2 protein-coding genes are annotated in these 2,885 nt (G+C 33.3%); both read left to right on the top strand.

What is annotated here, in order from left to right; translation table 11 throughout:
* Positions 1-322: 322 nt before the first annotated feature.
* Complete coding sequence (locus CD036_RS01165; RefSeq protein WP_002510427.1) at positions 323-1,141, top strand: squalene/phytoene synthase family protein; 819 nt, start codon at positions 323-325, stop codon at positions 1,139-1,141.
* Positions 1,142-1,296: 155 nt separating this feature from the next.
* Entirely contained in the window at positions 1,297-2,145 is an 849-nt protein-coding gene (locus tag CD036_RS01170) for an aldo/keto reductase (protein ID WP_103387839.1), read from the top strand.
* Positions 2,146-2,885: the final 740 nt, after the last annotated feature.

Below are 2,885 nucleotides of genomic sequence, written 5' to 3' on the forward strand. Positions count from 1 at the left end.
TTTTTTCGTGTTGGCAGTAGCTGACTGCATTAAAAATGCGCTTTAAACCAAGCTTTTTTCAATACTAGTCATCCTTGCCGGGGTGGGACGACGAAATCATTTTTTCAAAATCAGATTTCTGTCCCACTCCCTTTTATAGCTATATTTTTGTAATATCATTAATATGGATTATTATTAGGTGATTTTAGGACGATATTATGTCACTAAAATCTAATACATTAATGCTGTTGTTAGCATCAAACTGACATTTTCGATACAATACCAATAACTATTTAAAATTATGATAGTATGATAGTATTTAACTAGGGAGGTAGTAATGACTATGACACAGAAGAATTTCCCAAAAGATGCAATGCGTGTATTAAAAGAAACGAGTCGTACATTTTATATACCGATTACTTTTTTAGACAAAGAATTAAAACATACGGTAGCCTCTGCTTATTTAGTAATGAGAGCAATTGATGAAATTGAAGATCATGAAGAAGTAGAGAATGACACGAAACATGCTATTTTAATGCAAGTAAGTGACTTATTAAAACAACCTTTTGATGAAGAACAGTATCTCCAACTTTTGGCACCAGTTAAAGATAAAATGCCAGAGGTCACTTTACGCTTAGGTGATTGGTTACGTGCGTGCCCTGAAAATACTGTGCACATCGTAATGAATAGTGCTCACGAAATGGCGTATGGTATGGCCAAATGGGTGAAAGCGGACTGGAATATTCAAACGAAAGAAGATTTAGATGATTATACATATTATGTTGCTGGTCTCGTAGGTGTGATGTTGTCAGATATATGGGAACAAAGTGCTGGAGTGAAAACAGACAGAGATTTAGCGATTGGCTATGGCCGTGGACTACAAGCGGTAAATATTTTGCGTAACGAACAAGAAGATTATGACGAACGTGGTGTAAGTTTTGTCCCGGATGATTGGACGCGTCAAGACTTATTCGATTATGCAGATGAAAATTTGGCTAAAGCCGATGAATATATGAAGTCTATTAATAAGAAGACAATTTTACTATTTTGCAGATTACCATTAGCATTAGCTCATAAAACACTTAAAGCAATGAAAAATGGTCGCGAAAAAATATCTCGTCAAGAAGTAGAAGAAACAGTCGAAGAAGTACAAAAAGATTAATATTAGATGTGACTTAACCATTTGTTGTAACGCAAATGGTTTTTTTTTGTGAATGAGTGGCATAAGGCTTATTGATTAAGTGAAAATCCTTTCGGGTAAACTTAAATGTAATGATTAAATATATTATAAATTTACTAGGGAAGGTAGGCTAATTTATGGCTTTAAATAATAATTTTGAATTAAATGATGGATCTATACTTCCACATGTTGGATTAGGAACGGTTAATATTCAAGGTGGTACAGGTGTCAACGCTGTACAAAATGCGTTAGACATTGGCTATAGACTTATTGATACGTCAACTAATTACAACAACGAAGGTATGGTTGGAGAAGTGATCCGTCGTTCACATATTGCTCGTGAAGATATTTATGTGAGTGCGAAACTACCTGGTTCAAATCATGACTATGATAAGGCTATCCATATTATTCAAGAATCATTATATCGCACCGGTCTTGACTATTTTGATAAATATCTTGTGCATTGGCCAAACCCTAAACAAGGTAAATATGTCGATGCGTGGAAAGCTTTAATTGATGCACAAAAATATGGTCTGATTAAAACGATTGGTGTTTCTAATTTTATGCCTGAGCATTTAGATCGTATTATTGAAGCTACTGGTGTCACACCAGCTACAAATCAAATTGAAATTCAACCCTATTTTAATAATAAAAATCTTATTCATGAAAATAGTAAACGAGGTATAGTATCAGAAGCATGGAGTCCATTAGGACGTGAAATAAATGATGTACTTGTTAATGATACAATTTTAGATATAGCTCAAAAATATAATCGAACACCAGCACAAGTAATAATGAATTGGGTTAATCAACTAGGTGTTTTCCCGATTGTTAAATCAGACAATTACAAACACCAACGTAGTAACTTTGAGTATTTAAATTTTGAGTTGGCAAGTTCGGATATTGAGAAAATAAATTCACTAGATAAAGGTGAAGCAGGGCGTGTGGAAGGTCAAAACCCTTACGATTATGAAGAATTTGTTTAAATTAAATTCGTAGGATATGTGGGGTGACTTTTCAGACTGTAACATAAACGTTAATTGCTATAAAGGTTATATAGTAATTGACGTTTTTTGTTTTTCTAAAATCTTGTAGCTCTTTAAGGTTATATGTTACATATACGCGTATAAATTTGTTTGTACGTCTAAACGATATTCGAGCAAAATTTAAATAGCATTCATAAATCCACAAGCAGCTGCTACTTAAAAACTGCCCACAAAGTTCAAGCTTGGTTGATAGTCTATTGTCGTTATTAGCAGTAAATGGACTTTAGTATTAGTTCTCCTAAAATCTTTTTGTAGTATTGGCAGTGGTTTATGTCGACTCCTGCGGGAATAGCACTTGCCGCAGACTACAGGCTGAGGCAGTGCCAGAGGAAAGCGAGCATAAAAAACTGCCCACAAAATCAGAAACTTTGTCGACAGTTTGAGACCAATCCATACAAATGGATTGGTCAATTGTAATTTTGAGTATGAGATGATGATTTCGGTCTTTTTTTGATTAAAGAAAATTATTTTGTAAAAAGTCTAATACTGCTAGTAATAAAGGTGTGCCTGTCATGTAAATTCCTCCTTTATCATGTTAGTTACTCCTTCATCTATTATTTTAAAATTAATGAAATGACAACTAACTAAGTTGAAAAGTATGTAATTCACGATGCCAAACTAAAAATAATTTATAAATAAAGTATAACATTCGTATTCATAGAAGTATAATTATTAAAGAA

It is taken from the genome of Staphylococcus arlettae (assembly GCF_002902345.1).
GTDB lineage: Bacteria > Bacillota > Bacilli > Staphylococcales > Staphylococcaceae > Staphylococcus > Staphylococcus arlettae.